Below are 15,805 nucleotides of genomic sequence, written 5' to 3'. Positions count from 1 at the left end.
GAGAGGGCGCTTCCGGCGCTGGGGCTCTTCCTGTTAGCCGGACGGACTGCGTCCAGGCATGGCGTCATCGCCTATTTGACACCTCTTGGCTGTGGGCACATAAATCGCGCCCCAAGTTACGGAGACCCCGATGACTGTCGACCAGACGCTGCCAGATGCGGCGCCCGTGGAGGCCGAAGCCAGGCCCGATCTGACGACACTGGTCGTCTATTTCGGTGCGTTGATCGCCATGTTCATGGCGACCATCGACATGCAGATCGTCGTCACCGCCTTGCCCACCATTGCCGGTGAACTCGGCAATCTGCATCTGTTCGGCTGGGTGGGTGCCGCCTATCTGCTGTCGACCGCCGCAGTCTCGCCTTTCTACGGCAAGCTCGGCGATATGTATGGCCGCAAGAATGTCGTGTTGACGGCGATCGGCCTGTTTCTCGTAGGGTCGCTGGTCTGCGGCATGGCATGGTCGATGGAGAGCCTGATCGCCGCGCGCGTGCTGCAAGGCATTGGCGGCGGCGGGCTGATGGTCTCGGCCTTCGCCATGATCGGCGAGTTGTTCGGGCCGCGCGACCGCGCCAAATACCAGGGCTACAGTTCGGCGGTGTTTGCGCTGTCGTCGGTGCTCGGTCCGCTGGCCGGCGGCTATATCACCAGTCTGTTTGGCTGGCGCTGGGTGTTCCTGGTCAACCTGCCGATCGGCATTATCGTGATGGCGGTGCTGGCCTTCGCCATGCGCAGCCGGTTCAACGAGAGAAAGCACCACATCGACTATCTCGGCGGCGCGCTGCTCGCCATCGGTACGACGGCCATCGTCTATTGGGGCTATCATGTGCTCGACCCCACCGGGCCGGACCTCATCACCTTCGTGCTGCCGCTTCTCGCACTGGTCGCCATCGTCCTGTTCATCATGGTCGAGCGCCGGGCGGAAGAACCGATCGTGCCGTTGCGGCTGTTCGGCAATTCGACGGTCAGCATCGTCTCCGGCGTGTCGCTGGTCGCCGGAACGGTGACGCTGGGCATGTTCTTCTATTTCGCGCTCTACATGCAGACGCTGACGGGTCTAAGCCCGGCCGAAGTCGGCTTCCTGTTCCTGCCGGCGTCGCTGACGTCGATGGTCATCTCGATCGTCGCCGGTCGCGTGATTGCCGCAACCGGGCGCTACAAATGGATGCCGGTGGTCGCGATGGCTATTGGCGGGTTCCTGATGCTGGGCTTTGTCGTCACCAACCAGCACACGCCTATCTGGGTGCTGGCGACGATGATGGCTGTGTTCGGCATCAGCATGGGCCTGCAGTTCCAGGTGCTGATCGTGGCGATCCAGGCGGCGGCACCCCTGCAGGATATCGGCGCGGTGACGTCGCTGATCACCCAGGCGCGGACCTTGGGAGCATCACTGGGACTGGCGCTGAACGGCGCGGTGATGATCTGGGCGCTGAACCGGCAGACGTCAGAGCTCCCCGCCGATGCTGCTGCCCTGCTGCCGCAAGGCCTGAACGGGTTGACCCCGCATCTTGCGTCGAGCCTGCCGGACGCGATCCGCGAAGTGGTGCTCGACCATTACTCCAGCGGGTTCAACGTGATGTTCATCTGGGTGGCGGCGCTCTACTTCGTCGCCATGGGCCTGACCCTGCTGCTCGAGGATAAAGAGATCCCGAAGCGGCATTGAACCAGGCCTGGACCATTTGGCGACGATACGAAATCGAGCCGCGGGGAAAGCATGATCATCGACACCCATCTGCACCTGATCGATCTGTCGGCGCTGCGCTATCCCTGGCTTGGCGGCGCACCGGCGCTCAATCGCGATTTCCCGCATGAGGAGTATGCGACCCAGGCCCGCCGCGCCGGCATCGAGGCGGCATTGCATATGGAGGTCGATGTCGATCAAGCCGACATCGAGGCCGAGACCAGCCATGTCAAGGCGCTGTCGCGGCAGGCGGGCAGTCTTTTGCGCGGCGCGATTGCCGCTTGTCGTCCAGAGGAGGGCGGCTTTGCCGCCTATCTCGAACGCCAACATGCCGATCCCTTCATCAAGGGGTTCCGCCGCGTGCTGCATGTCATGCCGGACGAGCTTTCGGACAGTGCGCTGTTTCGCGACAACATCAAACGGCTTTCCGGCAGCGGGCTGACCTTCGATCTTGTGGTCCTGCCGCATCAGATTCCACGCGCGATTGCGCTCGCCGATCTCGCGCCGGACGTCCAGTTCGTTCTCGACCATTGCGGCGTGCCCGATATCAAAGGCCGCGCCGAGCACCCATGGCGCGAGCACATGGCCGAGATCGCGCGGCGCCCCAATGTCATTGGCAAGATTTCGGGCGTCGTGGCCTATGCGGACCCCAGCTCGTGGAGTGTCGAGAACTTGCGTCCCTATGTCGAACACACGATCGGGTCTTTCGGCTGGGATCGCGTCGTCTGGGGCAGCGACTGGCCGGTGTGCACGCTTGGCGGAGGGCTCGCGACCTGGGTGGCGGCGACGCACGCGCTGATCGCGGGCGCCAGCCCCGAGGAGAGGATGAAATTGCTGTCGGGCAATGCCAGGCGGATGTGGAAGCTATAGGGCGATCGGACAAGGTTCGCGATTGCCGGCAAGCGTGCAGAACGCCATCACAGCCTTACTTCACGCCAATGCCTGCCGTCAGGCCGCCATCAATCCTGTAGTCGGCGCCGGTGCAGAAACCGGCTTTTGACGAGCACAGGAAGGCGATGAGCTCGGCCACTTCCTCCGGTTCGCCGATGCGGCCGAGCGGATGCGCCGCGCCGAAGCGCTTGTAGGCCTCTTCGACATCGGCATCGCTGCCGCTCTCGCCACGCGCGGCCTTTTCCAGGATCGGCGTGCGGATCGAGCCGGGGCTCACCGAATTGACGCGGATGCCAGCCGCCGCATAGTCGAGCGCCAGCGAGCGCGTCAGCGTGTGAATGGCGCCCTTGGTGGTGGCGTAGGCGGCGACGTTCTGCTGGCAGGCGAAGCCCTGCACGGAGGCGACGTTGACGATGGCGCCGCCGCCGCGCTTGATCATTTCCGGAATGCCGAAATGCGCCGTCAGATAGATCGAACCGACATTGACTGTCATTGCCCGGTTCCAGGTTTCCCAGTCGGTCGTCGTCGCGGTTCCATAGGGGTGCACCGCCGCCGAATTGACGATGACGTCGAGGCCGCCGAATTTCGCGACGCCGGCCGCCACCGCGTCGCGCACATGGTCGGAGACGGAGACGTCGGTGTCGATGACCAGCACTGCTGCTCCAGCGCTTTCCAGCTCGGCTTTCATCGCTGCGTTGGCGACGCGGTCGATGCCGCAGGCGATGATTGCGGCGGCGCCGGCCGCAAGGCGCCTAGCGGTCGCCAGGCCAATGCCGGTCGTCCCCGTCACCAGGGCCACCTTGCCCTCGAAATCCGTCATTTTCGAAAACTCCTTCCTTTTCTATCGACTCCCGTCGCGGTCCAACAATAAGTTGCCAACCTCTCGCAGAAGGAAAGCCGAAAATGGAACAATGTTGGCGCTGGTATGGACCTGACGATCCGGTGACACTCGATCATGTCAAGCAGGCTGGCGCCACCGGCGTGGTCTCGGCGCTTCACCATATCTACGACGGCAGGGCGTGGCCTGAAGCCGACGTGCTGGAGCGCAAGCACATCATCGAGGAAGCCGGACTGACCTGGTCGGTCGTCGAGAGCATCCCGGTCCACAATTCCTTCAAGATCGGCGCGCCGGAACGCGAGCGCTATGCCGGCTACTATCGCGATAGCATCCGCGCGCTGGCCAAGGCCGGCATCGCCACGATCTGCTACAATTTCATGCCTGTGGTCGACTGGACCCGCACCGATCTCGCCTACCGGCTGCCGACGACGGGCTACGCCCTGCGTTTCGATGCGATCGATTTCGCCGCCTACGATCTGTTCGTGCTGAAGCGCAAGAACGGTGCGGCAAGCTACACGCCGGCGCGCATTGCGCAGGCGGAGAAGCGGCTCAAGGAATTGCCGCCCGAGAAGATCGATCAGATCGAGCGCAACCTCATCGCCGGCCTGCCGGCGACAGAGCGCAAATATGACCGCGACAGTTTTCGAGAGGCGCTTGCCGACTATGAGGGGATCGGGCCGAAGGAGTTGCGCGACAACCTCGCCTGGTTCCTGCGCGAGATTATTCCGGTGGCGGAAGAGGAGGGGGTGCGCATGTGCATCCATCCCGACGACCCGCCCTTCTCGCTCTACGGCCTGCCGCGCGTTGTTTCGACCGCCGAGGATGCGCGCTTCATCTTGAGTACTGTCGACAGCCAGGCCAATGGGCTGACGTTCTGCACCGGCTCCTACGGCACGCGCGCCGACAACGACATTGTCGCCATGGTCAGGGAATTTGCCGACCGCATCCATTTCGCCCATCTGCGCAACATCACCATCGAGAAGGACGGCTCGTTCTACGAGGCCGAGCATCTCGAGGGTGGCACCGACATGGCGCATGTCATCCTGGCGCTAATGCAGGAAGAGGCGCGCCGCCACAGGGAAGGGCGCGCCGACTGGCAAATCCCGATGCGGCCGGACCATGGCCATCTGCTTGCCGACGATATCGGCAAGACAAGGATCAATCCCGGCTACTCGCTGATCGGCCGGCTGAAGGGCCTCGCAGAACTGCGCGGCATCATGCGCGCCGTGGAGACGTTCGGGCTGGCGTGACAGGGCTGGACTTTATGCCTCGTCATCCCGGCTCCGACCCAGCGTTCCGTCGCTGTAGATCATGCGGCCGGCGCGGAATGTCGCTCGCACCCGCGCCACCGGCTGGCTATCGGCGACGACGAGATCGGCCAGCAGTCCCGTCTCGATGGCGCCACGATCGGTAAGCCCGAGTGCCGTGGCCGGATTGGCACTCGTCAGCGCTGCCGCCGCCACAAGACTGCCTTCGCGCAGTTCCGCCAGGCCGAGCACGGCGGGCAGGATCGAGGCCGGATGATAGTCGCTGGCCAGCATGTCGAGCAGCCCGGCCTCATAAGCCTGGCGTGCCGAAAGATTGCCGGAATAGGACTGGCCGCGCAGCGCATTGGGCGCTCCCATCACTGTGTGCATTGCCAGCCTCCTGGCTTCCTGCGCCGCTTCCAGGGTCACCGGGAATTCGCTCAGCGTGGCGCCAAGACCGTGAACCAGTTCCACCTTCTCCAGCGTGTCATCGTCGTGCGATGCAAGCGCGACGCCGTTGGCCTGCGCACGCGCCGACAGGTCTTGCAGTGCGTTGAGCACATCGCCCTGGCCTTCGCGGCCGGCGATGCGATGGCCGACGACCTCGGACGCCTGGGCAACCGACATGCCGCGCTCCTTGGCGATGCGGGCGATGTAAAGCTCGACATCGCGATACTGGCCCTGTCCGGGCGTGTGATCCATCAGCGAGATCAGATGCAGCCTGCCGGCGTCCATCAGCTTCTGCAGCATGGCAATGGCCGGGGTGAAGGTGACTTCGAAGCGCGCATGGATGCGGTGATCGACCAGCAGGTGGTCCTTCATGCCGGCAATGGTGTCGATGATCGCCGATGTATGCTCTTCCGAGCGCGCCACGCCGCTGGTGATGCTGGCGCCGATGAAGGAGAGCGCGGCATAGGCGGTGGTGATGCCGCAGGAGGCGAGCTTCTTGTCGAGTTCGGCAATGCCGATCTTCATCGGCACATGCACGCCGAGCCGCGGCTCGACTTCCTTTTCCACCATGTCGCCATGCATGTCGATGAAGCCGGGCAGGAGCAGGCGGCCACCGCCTGAGATGTCGGCATTTTCGACCGGCTCGTTCCGGATCTCAGCAATCCGGCCGTTTTCGATGCGGATGGCACCGCTCGGGATGATGCGGTCGCGCAGGACAATTTCGAATTCACTTAGCCACATGCAATTTCTCTTCGGGGGACAGGCGGTTCAGGACGGGTTCCCAGTCGGCAAGACCGAGGGACAGCCGTCCCGTAACAGCTGCTTACCCCCGAAAAATGACAGTCGATGATATGCTTGGTGATTGACGCGAAAAGTCGTGAGGCATGAAGCCGACGGCCGCTTTTCTTTCCAAGCCGGCTTCAGACCGCTTGCCGCTCGATTGCCAGCTTGACAGAAAGCTGACAATGTATCATATTCAGAAAGCTGACTATGTATCATATTATTCCATGCAGCGATCAAGACCGGTCAAACCGGCCGTCCCAGGGAGGCGATTGTGGGAGAGGCTACCAGCCAGTGGAGCAATTGGTCGGGCTATGTCACGGCCACGCCGCAGGCTTTTGCCGAACCGCGGACTCTCGATGCGTTGAGCGTTGCTCTTCGCAACTCGGCCGGTCCAGTCCGCTTCGTCGGCACCGGCCACTCCTTCACGCCATTGGTCAAAAATGACGGAACCATCCTGTCGCTCGACCGCTTCGAGGGCCTGAAGGCGCACGATCCCGAAAGACTGACGGCGCGGGTCGGCGCCGGCACCAAGATCGGCACGATGGCCAAGCTGCTGCACGGCGTCGGCCAGGCGCTGCCGAATATGGGCGACATCGACAAGCAGGCGTTTGGCGGGGCGCTCGGCACAGCCACGCATGGTTCGGGCATCACGCTCGGCGCCTATCATACCCAGCTCGAGGCGATGCAGATCGTCGACGGGCGTGGCGCTGTGAAGGAGTTCGACCGTGCCCAAAACGCCGACATGATCGAAGCCATGGGCGCCTCGCTCGGCGCCTTCGGCGCCGTCACCGAAGTGACGATCCGCAACATGGCGAGCTATCGCATGCGGCACCGCCGCTGGACAGCGCCGATCGCCGACGTGCTTGCGCAATTCGAAAGCACCATGACGGCGCATCGCTCGGCCGAGTTCTACTACGTGCCGTTTTCCGGCCAGGCGCTGCTGATCGCCAGCGACATCACCGAAGCGCCGTCGACGGTGCGCCCGCCGACGGAAGACGACGATGCCGTCACCACGCTGAGGAAACTGCGCGATTATCTCAGCTGGTTCCCGTGGCTGCGCCGCCGTCTCATCGGCTCGGCCTTCGCCAGGGTGCCGGCCGAGGACTATGTCGAGGACTGGCTGAAGGTCTTCACCTCCGAGCGCAACGTCAAGTTCAACGAGATGGAGTACCACCTTCCGTTCGAGGAGGGGGCGGCGGCGCTCGGCGAAATCATCGCGATGCTCGAGACGCGGTTTCCGGAGGTCTACTTTCCGATCGAAGTTCGCGTCGTCGCGCCCGACAACATCTGGCTGAGCCCGTTCTACAAGCGCCCGACCTGTTCCATCGCCATCCATCACGGCGCCGAGCGCGATCCGATGGCGTATTTCAACGCCGCCGAGCCGATCTTCCGCAAGCGCGGCGGCCGCCCGCACTGGGGCAAGATGCACAGCCTCACCGCCAAAGAGCTGAGCACGCTCTATCCACGCTGGAACGATGCCATGGCAGTGCGCCGGGAGATGGACCCGAACAACCGTTTCGTGACGCCCTACATGGCCAGGCTGCTCGGCGTTGCGGCATGAGCCTGACCGACACCTATTTCGCCGAACTGTCGGGTGCGCTCAAGGCGGCCGGGATCTTTCAGCCTTGCCTGGTGCTCGATCTCGACCGGCTCGATCACAACATCGCCGCGATCAAGGCGAAGTTCGCCACGGGCCTAGACCTGCGCCTCGTCGACAAGTCGCTGCCTTGCCTGCCGCTCATCGCGCACATCCGCGCGGCATTCGCGACCGACAGGCTGATGACGTTTCATCTGCCGATCAGCGCCGAAATGCTGAAAGCCTTTCCCGATGTCGATCTCCTGCTTGGAAAGCCGATGCCAGTCGCCGGCGCCAGGCACGCGCTGACCAAGGGTGTTCTCGCCGGTCTTGGCGAAGCGACGTCGCGCATCGTCTGGCTGATCGACACCGAGGAGCGGCTGGCCGCCTATGGCGCGCTTGCCGCTGAGCTCGACCGCGAGCTGCGCATCTGCTTCGAGGTCGATGTCGGGCTGCACCGCGGCGGTATCGGCAATCCCGACGCACTGGCGCGGGCGGTGGCCACATTGGCGAACTATCCGCGGCTGAAATGCGAAGGCGTCATGGCCTATGAGGCGCATATCGGCCACATCCCCAAACTGCTGGGCGGACCGGCCAAGGCGCGCGCCAAGGCGGTCAGCCTGTTTCGTCAGTACGTTGCCTGCTTTGGCCCCGACCAGCGCAGGATCCTCAATCTCGGCGGCAGCAGCACCGCATTGCTTTACGACAGCTGGGTCGGCGCCAATGAATTGTCCATCGGATCGGCCTTCATGCTGCCGACCGATTTCGATGTCCCCAGCCTCAGCCAATTGCAGCCTGCCGCTTTCATCGCGGCGCCGATCCTGAAGGTGGTCGGTGTCCAGGTGCCGGGCCTCGATCAGCGCTCCTGGCTGCTGCAGAAGCTCGGGCTGCTGCCACGGCGCGGCTGTTTTCTCTATGGCGGCAAATGGATGGCCAAGCCCGTCCATCCCGTGGGGATGAAGACCGACAAGACGTTCGGCTTTTCGACCAATCAGCAATTCATGGCGCTGCCCGACGATGCCAATGTCGGACCCGATGACTACGCCTTCCTGCGTCCGACGCAGAGCGAATTCGTGCTACAGCAATTCGGTTCGATCCAGGTTTATTCCGGCGGGAAGATCGCCGCGCAATGGGCCGCGCTGCCGTTTTCGTAAAATCGAGATGGAGGAGGACACGATGGTCGCAAAGGCAGTCAAAACCCAGCCCATGCAGCCTGAATGGGCAGCCGAACTCGATTTGGCTCTGGCCGATCTCAATGCCAGGAAGGACGACTGGGCGCGAACCTCGAACAGCGAGCGCGTTGCGCTGCTGCGGCAGGTCAAGGACCATATACGCGAGGTCGCGGAGGCATGGGTCAAGACCGCCACCCGCAAGAAGGGCATCCCGACCGGCTCGCCGCTGGAAGGCGAGGAATGGCTGGCCGGCCCGGCGGCCCTGATGGATGGCTGCAACCAGTTCATCCACACGCTGAGCCTGATGGAGGGCAAGGCGTTCTCGACAGGCTGCCGGTCCGCACTCTGCCCAGTGGACAGTTGGCAGTGACGGTGGTTCCGAACTCGGTCTGGGACAAGGTGCTGTTCACCGGGCTGAAGGCCGAGATCTGGATGCAGCCGGGTGTGACCAAAGCCAACCTGGCCGAGAACACCGCATCGGCCTATGACGCGCCGCCGACGAGCCGCAAGGGCAAGATCGGGCTGGTGCTCGGTGCCGGCAATGTCGCCTCAATCGCACCGCTCGACTGCCTGCACAAGCTCTTGGTCGAACACCAGGTCGTTCTGCTCAAGATGAACCCGGTCAACGACTATCTCATCGATTTCCTGCGGCCGGCGCTGCGGCCGCTGATCGAGTTCGGCGCGCTGCGCATCGTGCGCGGCGGTGCCGATGTCGGTGCCTATCTGTGCAACCACGATCTGGTCGACAACATCCACATCACCGGTGCCGCCGCCTCGCATGATGCGATCGTCTGGGGACCGGGCGAGGAGGGCCGCAAGAACAAGGCGGCGGGCACGCCAAGGAACAGAAGGCGCATCACCTCGGAACTCGGCGGGGTGGCGCCGACCATCGTGGTGCCCGGCCCATGGTCGGATGCCGACATCGCCTACCACGCCGAATTGATCGCAACCCAGAAGCTCAACAATTCCGGCTTCAACTGCATCGCCTGCCAGATGCTGGTGCTGCCGGAGAGCTGGAACAAATCCGATGCGCTGCTGGCAGCACTCGAAAAGGTGATGCAGAAGGCGCCGTCGCGGCCGGCCTATTATCCAGGTGCCACCGAGCGCCTCGCCGCGTTCGAGGCGCATGCCGATAGCGTGCAGAAATTCGGGCGGCCCGGCGGGCCAGCCTGCGTGGTGGTGCCGTTCCGGCCGGGCACCGACGCCTATCTCGAAAACGCCGAAGTGTTCGCGCCGGCGCTCAGCGTCTTGCGACTGCCGGCAGGCAACGCCGAATCCTATCTGCGCGGCGCGATCGCCTACGCCAATGAAAAGCTGCACGGCACGCTGGCCGCCAACATTCTCATCCATCCCAAGACGATTGCCGAGATCGGCCGGCCGCGCTTCGAGGAGATCGTTGCCGAATTGCGCTATGGCGGCATCGGCATCAATTCCTGGAGCGGCGTTCTGTTTGCGCTGCTGCGGCCGACCTGGGGCGCTTTCCCCGGTCACACGCTCGACGACGTGCAGAGCGGCATCGGCGTCGTCCACAACACCTACCTGTTCGACAAGCCCGAGCGCAGCGTGCTCGAAGCGCCGTTCCGCATCATGCCGAAACCGGCGTGGTTTCTGACACATAAAAGGGCGCACATCGTCGGCCGGCTGATCACCGAGTTTCACTACCGGCCGAGCGTCCTGAAACTGCCGCGTATCATCTGGAACGCGCTGCTGGGATAGTGCCGAGTGGCAAGCAACGATCCCAAGGCAGCATCGCAAAGGCGAGACAGGAGCTACGACAATGGCTGACGCGGATGCAATCATCGTTGGCGGCGGGCTGGCCGGCCTGGCCGCCGCCGCGGAACTCGGCGATGCCGGCAAGCGCGTGATCATCGTCGAGCAGGAAGGCGGCGGTTTTCTCGGCGGTCAGGCGTTCTGGTCGCTCGGCGGCCTGTTTCTGGTCAACACGCCCGAGCAGCGCCGCTTGCGCATCAGGGACAGCCGCGACCTCGCCTGGCAGGACTGGTTGGGCTCAGCCCAGTTCGACCGGCCCGAGGATCACTGGCCAAGGAAAGTGGCGGAAGCCTATGTCGATTTCGCCGCAGGCGAGATGCGGCCCTGGCTGCACGGCATGGGCATGCGTTGGTGGCCGGTGGTGGGCTGGGCCGAGCGCGGTGGCGCGCTGGCCAATGGCCACGGCAATTCGGTGCCGCGCTTCCATCTGACCTGGGGCACTGGGCCGGGCGTGGTCGCGCCGTTCGGAAGGCGCGTGCGCGATCACGTCGCCAAGGGGCTGATCACTTTGAAATTCCGCCATCAGGCCAGCCGGCTGATCAAGACCAACGGCGCGGTCACCGGTGTCGCTGGCGAAATCCTGGAGGCGTCCAACGTCGAGCGCGGCAAGCAGTCGAACCGCACGGTCGTTGGTGACTTCGAACTCTCGGCCGGCGCCGTGATCGTTACCTCTGGCGGCATCGGCGGCAATCATGAGCTGGTGCGCAAGGTCTGGCCGGTCGATCGGCTCGGGCCGGCGCCGAAGCGGATGGTCGCCGGTGTGCCGCACCATGTCGATGGCCGCATGGTGGCGATCACGCAGGACGCCGGCGGCGCCGTGATCAACGCCGACCGCATGTGGCACTATGTCGAGGGGCTCAAGAACTGGAATCCGATCTGGCCGAACCATGGCATCCGCATCCTGTCGGCGCCGTCGCCGCTATGGTTCGACGCGCTCGGACAACGCATGGAGGCGCCGTTCTTTCCGAGCTTCGATTCGCTCGGCACGCTGAAGCGCATCCTGTCGACCGGGCACGATTATTCCTGGTTTGTGCTGACCAAGACGATCGCCTCGAAGGAGTTCGTGCTGTCGGGCTCGGAGCAGAATCTCGACTTCACCGGCAAGGATTGGCGGGCCGTGCTGAAGAACCGGCGCGGCGGCAAGGCGCCGCCATCGGTGGCGGCGTTTCTGGAAAAGGGCGAGGACTTCGTCGTCCGCGACAATCTGGCCGACCTGGTCGCCGGGATGAACGCGTTGTCAGGCGACAATCTGCTCGACTACGACCGGCTCAAGGCGCAGATCGTGGCGCGCGACCGCGAGGTCGAGCATGCCTACACCAAGGATGCGCAGGTCACGGCCATCCGCGGCGCCCGCAACTACATCGGCGACAAGATTTTCCGGGTGACCAAACCGCACAAGATACTCGACCCCAAGCACGGGCCGCTGATTGCGGTGCGCCTCAACATCCTGACGCGCAAGACGCTGGGCGGCCTGCACACCAACCTCAATTCGCAGGTTCTCGACGGCAATGGCGAGCCCATTGCCGGACTCTATGCGGCGGGCGAAGTGGCTGGCGGCGGTGGCGGCGGCTATCACGGCTACAATGCGCTGGAAGGGACATTTCTCGGCAGCTGCATCTTTTCCGGCAGGAATGCAGGCCGGCACGCCGCGGGCAGGTGACAACCCTGGCCAACCCTGCCATCGACGCCGAGACAGGCCATCATCGGGTGCCATAGCGGGGATATTTCCCGACCGCAGAGGAGATTGTTAATCGTCCTGCGTTATTGGGAACCTGGGGGTGAATGGATCTGGTAATTTGATCGTGTTCGCGGGTCGACTATGGCAGTACTTGGTACCCTCCCTCCCGATCTCAACTGCCGGCCAATTCACCAGGCTGATTGGGACGGCGTAGCCGATTGCCTGCTCCGGGGCTTTCCAGAACGCAGCCGCAACTACTGGATGCGGGCGCTTGCCCGTTTGTCGCAGCGTCCCGTCGTCGCCGATTTTCCCCAATACGGTTTTGCCTTGGAGAATGCCGGCCGGATCGTTGGCGTTGTGCTGACGCTCTACGCCCGCTTCCCTGGCCGTGAAGGCGATGAAATCCGCTGCAACATTTCCAGTTGGACGGTGGACGAAGGGTACCGTCCCCAGGCCATGAAGTTGATTTGGGCGATCCTCAGGCGGAGGGACGTGACCTTCACCAACATTTCGCCGGCGCCCTCGACATTGAAGGCCAACAAGGCACTCGGCTTTCAGCTTTTTTCCAATGGACAGTTTGCCTTCCTACCCGCCTTGAGTTCGGTGCGGTCGTGCCGGGTGCTTGAGGTTCGTCCCGATCTTGCCGAATTGGCGATGCTCTCCGACGGCGAAAGATACATCGTCCTGGAACACGCCGCGCTGGGCTGCATCTCTCTGGTCTGTATTTGTGACGGGGTGGCGTCTCCGCTGGTGTTGATGCCGCGCCGAATACTGCATGGTCTCATCCCCTGCGCCCAGATCGTCTATTGCCGCTCCCCGGCGGATCTGAGCCGATGTGCCGGCGCCTTGGGGCGCTTTGTCTTGCGAAGGGGGATCCTGCTTTGCCTTGTCGACGCCAAGGAGCCCATCCCTGGCCTGTTCGGCCGTTACTTCGCCAACCGGGGGATAAAATACTTCAAGGGTCCGAAGCCGCCGGCGCCTGGCGACCTGACCTTCACCGAGCTTGTGGTGTTCGGCCCGTGATCGCACTCTCTTTGTTTTAACGCAATTCCGGACGGAAAACCGTTTTACACTTTTCCTGGAATTGCTCTTTGCATCGCCAGTTCGCGCCAGCGCGTGCCCAGCGACACGCCGACGAGCAGCAGGCAGAAGCCGAGTGCAAGCGGCGAGTAGAAGGCTTCTTCCTGCAGCACGGCATTGGCCGAGATGGTGACGATGACGACGAAACCGAACAGGAAATCCGGGTCGCGGGTTTCGATCAGTTGACGCCGCGCCGCCATGGCGAGCGCCGCCAGGAAGCCGAAGAAGACAAAGCTGCCTATGCCCATCTGATAGAGCATGACGCCGACGGCGCTTTCGACGGGAACGGAGGCGACACCTTCCGCCTGGGCGTTGGCCCAGCTGAGATTGAGGCTGGTGCTCGACAAATTGCCGCCAAAGCCCAGTCCCTGTCCAAGCGGGTTGGCCAGGAAGTCGCGCAGGCCGGCCGTCAAGCCAAGCACGTGATAGTCCCCATGCGTTGCGCCATAGCCGATTGCCGCGGTCGTCCAGGCTAAAGCCAGGACTATGACGGCGGTGAGCGTAAAGCCGGCACGGGAGGGGCTGTAGATCAGGCGCGTGGCGAGCGCGATGAGCAGCAGGAACGTCGCGCCCTTGGAGCCGATGACGAGCAGCAGCGGCAAGGCCGCAATGGGCAGCAGCCAGCGTCCCTTGAACAGCAGCCAGGCCGATATGATGCTGAGGGCATAGGCATAGCTGATCGGATGAAAATTCGGGCCGCCGACACGAAAGACTCTGGGCAGGATGTCGTTGAAGAACGGCGTGTTGAAGAAGGTCGTGGTCATCACGTCCTCAAGCCCACGGAAAACGAAGCCGGTCTCCTGTAGCGCCTTCTCCCAGACGCCGGTCTCGATCTGCCGCGATATGCTGCGTTCGATGTAGAGGTCGCCATGGAAGAGGCTGAGGAAATTCATCGTGAAGATCAATTCCAGATATCCGTAGACGACCGCGCCGGCACCGAGCCACAACATGCTCTTGCGCAGGTCGACCGGATAGAGGCTGGCGGCGAGCACGGCGATGTGGAAGCAGGCAAGCGGCGTGATCGTGTTGCGGAAATAGACGACCGCGTCCTTGGGCTGGCCGTGCACGACCCCCAGGGCGAGATAGAAGGTGATGGTTCCACAGAGCACGAGGCTGAGCAGCAGCCAGAAGCGCAATTCGATCAGGGCGCGCACGCGGTGCTGGAACGACGCGGCAAGGAAAATGCCGAAGGCGCTCATCAGGATGACGAAATTGGTACCGCGCAGCGAATCGAACGTATCGTTGTCTGGGATGTAAGGGGTGTACCAGGTGACCACGAGGTTCTGGTAGAGGAAGGCGCAGATGATCAGGACGGGAACGCCCGCGGGCAGGGCGTTGGACACGATTAGCGTCAGGAGGAAGGTCGCGGCAATGCCGAACGGGGTCCAGACCGCAAAGGCCGAAACCGTCAAGACGACAACGATCAGCGACACGCAGACATGCAGCAGTGCGTCGCGCGGGGCTGCCAGGCTTTGCGCGCGCAGGCCGACTGGCGGATAGGCTCCGGTGACGCTCATAGCTGGCCCGCCTCGCCCAGGAGGGCAGCCATCATCGAGGCGTCGAAGCCTTCCGTGCTCTGCCTGCTGGGGATGAAGCCAAAGCCCTGGTCGAGCTCCCAATAGGTCCAGCCGATATGGTTGGCTTCGGCGGCCTCGCGCACGGCGCGGATCCAGGCGGCGCGGCTTTGCGCATCGACGCAGAAATTGAGCACGCCGAATTCGTTCAGCATCAGCGGACAGTCATGAGCCGCCGACCAGCGTGCGGCCTCGGCAAAGTTCGAAGCAATCGCGGCCGCCGTCCATGGGTTCGAAAGTTCTTTCTCGAGCAGGGAAGCGGCTTCTTCGTCGCCGGCAGTGCGCAGTCTTGCGATGAGGTCGCGGACCGCAGGGGTCTCCCTTGTCGCGGGAAAAGGCAGGTTGGCCATGCGGGCGAGCGGCGACGTATCCCAGTTCTCGCATTGATGAGTGAACGCCATAGGTGCGTAGAAATGGATGGCGGCGATCTGGTTGTCGTCGGCCAGAGGCGGCGTATCGGCTATTTCCCATATGCCCTGGAAGCGTGCCGGGCCCCAGACCAGTGTGTGGCGCGGACACGTTGCGCGCAGCGTCTCGGCAAGCCTGTCGCGCAGCGCCAGCCAGACGGCGCGCTCCATCGGCGGCTCGTTCAGCAGCTCCGGATAGACCGAGGCCGCCGGCAGATCGGCGATGACGGGACGCAAGGCCGTCCACGCCTGCACCACCTGTTCGCTTGCGCCTGCCGGATCGCGCTCGAAAGCGGCGTGAAGGTCGGCGGACGGGTGCATGTCGACGAGAACAGCAAAGTCCAGCCCGGCAAGGTCGGTGACGCCGTCACGGATGCGGCGGAGCCCGACCGTGTCGCCGGTCGAGATAAGATCGCTGTTCACCGGCAAGCGGATGGTTTCGAACCCCAACTGGCGCAGCTTTTCCAGCGTCGCAGTGGCGGGAGCAGTCCCTGCCTCGCGATCGAGCCATCCCGGAAGGTTGAAGCCGCGCGATGGAACGCTGCGCGCGGTCGTCGTGGCGGAGGCCGGAAAGGGGAAGGTGGCAAGCACAGCCCCGCCGGCCAGCGCGAGCGCTTGCCGCCGTGACATCACCGGCAGCGATGTCAGATCCGCCGGCACG

The 15,805-nt window shown here is 63.7% G+C and carries 13 protein-coding genes; 9 read left to right on the top strand and 4 right to left on the bottom strand.

The window, feature by feature from the left end; genetic code table 11:
* Positions 1 to 130 precede the first annotated feature (130 nt).
* Positions 131 to 1,660, top strand: coding sequence for an MDR family MFS transporter (locus tag AC1DXM_RS03160; RefSeq protein WP_477231713.1), 1,530 nt, complete (start codon positions 131 to 133; stop codon positions 1,658 to 1,660).
* 51 nt (positions 1,661 to 1,711) lie between these two features.
* The gene (locus AC1DXM_RS03155) at positions 1,712 to 2,548 is read left to right on the top strand and encodes an amidohydrolase family protein (protein ID WP_477231712.1); all 837 of its coding nucleotides are present in this window, start codon (positions 1,712 to 1,714) and stop codon (positions 2,546 to 2,548) included.
* A gap of 55 nt (positions 2,549 to 2,603) precedes the next feature.
* Here the strand turns inward: AC1DXM_RS03155 and AC1DXM_RS03150 are convergent, their stop codons facing one another.
* Entirely contained in the window at positions 2,604 to 3,389 is a 786-nt protein-coding gene (locus AC1DXM_RS03150) for an SDR family NAD(P)-dependent oxidoreductase (RefSeq protein WP_477231711.1), read from the bottom strand.
* A gap of 83 nt (positions 3,390 to 3,472) precedes the next feature.
* Between AC1DXM_RS03150 and uxuA the strand changes: the two genes are divergently transcribed.
* Entirely contained in the window at positions 3,473 to 4,657 is a 1,185-nt protein-coding gene (uxuA, locus tag AC1DXM_RS03145) for a mannonate dehydratase (protein ID WP_477231710.1), read from the top strand.
* Between the two features lie 12 nt (positions 4,658 to 4,669).
* Here the strand turns inward: uxuA and AC1DXM_RS03140 are convergent, their stop codons facing one another.
* Positions 4,670 to 5,845: an alpha-D-ribose 1-methylphosphonate 5-triphosphate diphosphatase gene (locus AC1DXM_RS03140; RefSeq protein ID WP_477231709.1), complete on the bottom strand. Its 1,176-nt coding sequence runs from the start codon at positions 5,843 to 5,845 to the stop codon at positions 4,670 to 4,672.
* Positions 5,846 to 6,158: 313 nt separating this feature from the next.
* On the opposite strand from AC1DXM_RS03140, the gene AC1DXM_RS03135 reads away from it, so the two are divergent.
* The 6 genes from AC1DXM_RS03135 to AC1DXM_RS03110 all read left to right on the top strand — a co-directional run bounded on the left by AC1DXM_RS03135 (position 6,159) and on the right by AC1DXM_RS03110 (position 13,106).
* On the top strand, positions 6,159 to 7,448 hold the full coding sequence (locus tag AC1DXM_RS03135; RefSeq protein ID WP_477231708.1) for a D-arabinono-1,4-lactone oxidase: 1,290 nt from the start codon (positions 6,159 to 6,161) through the stop codon (positions 7,446 to 7,448).
* Positions 7,445 to 8,617 (top strand): alanine racemase, encoded by a 1,173-nt coding sequence (locus AC1DXM_RS03130; protein ID WP_477231707.1) that lies wholly within the window; start codon positions 7,445 to 7,447, stop codon positions 8,615 to 8,617. The genes AC1DXM_RS03135 and AC1DXM_RS03130 overlap by 4 nt, the downstream gene beginning before the upstream one ends.
* A gap of 22 nt (positions 8,618 to 8,639) precedes the next feature.
* A complete protein-coding gene (locus AC1DXM_RS03125) occupies positions 8,640 to 9,005 on the top strand; it encodes a hypothetical protein (RefSeq protein ID WP_477231706.1) in 366 nt (121 codons plus the stop codon).
* Positions 9,002 to 10,351 (top strand): aldehyde dehydrogenase family protein, encoded by a 1,350-nt coding sequence (locus AC1DXM_RS03120; protein WP_477231705.1) that lies wholly within the window; start codon positions 9,002 to 9,004, stop codon positions 10,349 to 10,351. The genes AC1DXM_RS03125 and AC1DXM_RS03120 overlap by 4 nt, the downstream gene beginning before the upstream one ends.
* Before the next feature lie 61 nt (positions 10,352 to 10,412).
* Positions 10,413 to 12,065 (top strand): FAD-binding dehydrogenase, encoded by a 1,653-nt coding sequence (locus AC1DXM_RS03115; RefSeq protein WP_477231704.1) that lies wholly within the window; start codon positions 10,413 to 10,415, stop codon positions 12,063 to 12,065.
* 375 nt (positions 12,066 to 12,440) lie between these two features.
* Positions 12,441 to 13,106, top strand: coding sequence for a hypothetical protein (locus AC1DXM_RS03110; protein WP_477231703.1), 666 nt, complete (start codon positions 12,441 to 12,443; stop codon positions 13,104 to 13,106).
* Positions 13,107 to 13,150: 44 nt separating this feature from the next.
* Here the strand turns inward: AC1DXM_RS03110 and AC1DXM_RS03105 are convergent, their stop codons facing one another.
* Both AC1DXM_RS03105 and AC1DXM_RS03100 read right to left on the bottom strand, forming a co-directional pair.
* A complete protein-coding gene (locus tag AC1DXM_RS03105; RefSeq protein WP_477231702.1) occupies positions 13,151 to 14,680 on the bottom strand; it encodes a hypothetical protein in 1,530 nt (509 codons plus the stop codon).
* Entirely contained in the window at positions 14,677 to 15,804 is a 1,128-nt protein-coding gene (locus AC1DXM_RS03100) for a glycoside hydrolase family 5 protein (protein WP_477231701.1), read from the bottom strand. The genes AC1DXM_RS03105 and AC1DXM_RS03100 overlap by 4 nt, the downstream gene beginning before the upstream one ends.
* Between the last annotated feature and the right edge of the window lies 1 nt (position 15,805).

Source organism: Mesorhizobium sp. P3_A2, assembly GCF_056403115.1.
This window is presented reverse-complemented; position numbering and strand designations above follow the sequence as displayed.

Coding starts and splice junctions, on each gene's coding strand:
- AC1DXM_RS03160 (WP_477231713.1), top strand. CDS start 131: ATGACTGTCGACCAGACGCTGCCAGATGCGGCGCCCGTGGAGGCCGAA.
- AC1DXM_RS03155 (WP_477231712.1), top strand. CDS start 1,712: ATGATCATCGACACCCATCTGCACCTGATCGATCTGTCGGCGCTGCGC.
- AC1DXM_RS03150 (WP_477231711.1), bottom strand. CDS start 3,389: ATGACGGATTTCGAGGGCAAGGTGGCCCTGGTGACGGGGACGACCGGC.
- uxuA (WP_477231710.1), top strand. CDS start 3,473: ATGGAACAATGTTGGCGCTGGTATGGACCTGACGATCCGGTGACACTC.
- AC1DXM_RS03140 (WP_477231709.1), bottom strand. CDS start 5,845: ATGTGGCTAAGTGAATTCGAAATTGTCCTGCGCGACCGCATCATCCCG.
- AC1DXM_RS03130 (WP_477231707.1), top strand. CDS start 7,445: ATGAGCCTGACCGACACCTATTTCGCCGAACTGTCGGGTGCGCTCAAG.
- AC1DXM_RS03125 (WP_477231706.1), top strand. CDS start 8,640: ATGGTCGCAAAGGCAGTCAAAACCCAGCCCATGCAGCCTGAATGGGCA.
- AC1DXM_RS03115 (WP_477231704.1), top strand. CDS start 10,413: ATGGCTGACGCGGATGCAATCATCGTTGGCGGCGGGCTGGCCGGCCTG.
- AC1DXM_RS03105 (WP_477231702.1), bottom strand. CDS start 14,680: ATGAGCGTCACCGGAGCCTATCCGCCAGTCGGCCTGCGCGCGCAAAGC.